The following is a 344-nucleotide window of genomic DNA, read 5'->3' on the forward strand; positions in this document are numbered from 1 at the left end:
ATGGGCAAAAGACCAAGATCAGCGACCGGGCGCAGGTAACAAAGGGGCAAAGTATACCAGTAACAAGACCCATTACAGCCCTACCGACCCTGATGCCAGAATAAGCGTAAAGCCTGGCAAAGCCAGAAAACTGAACTACCTGAGCCAGCTTAGTGTCGATACAGCGCATCATGTGATCACAGATATTAGGGCTTACCACGCAGATGGCAACAAGGTTTAGTGTTTGAAAACTGTGTAGCTGATACAGGTTATAGTAGCGGAGAGAACTATGCATTTTTAGAAAACCAAGGTTTAAAGAGTTTCATTCCACCACACGGTACTTACAAAGGCGGACCAACAGACTT

General features: G+C 45.9%; 1 pseudogene. It reads left to right on the plus strand.

What is annotated here, in order from left to right:
- Positions 1–220, plus strand: a pseudogene (locus tag Q0871_RS18650) (IS1182 family transposase); the annotation flags it as partial.
- Positions 221–344 lie beyond the last annotated feature (124 nt).

This window comes from uncultured Maribacter sp. (genome assembly GCF_947500985.1).
Taxonomy (GTDB): Bacteria; Bacteroidota; Bacteroidia; order Flavobacteriales; family Flavobacteriaceae; genus Maribacter.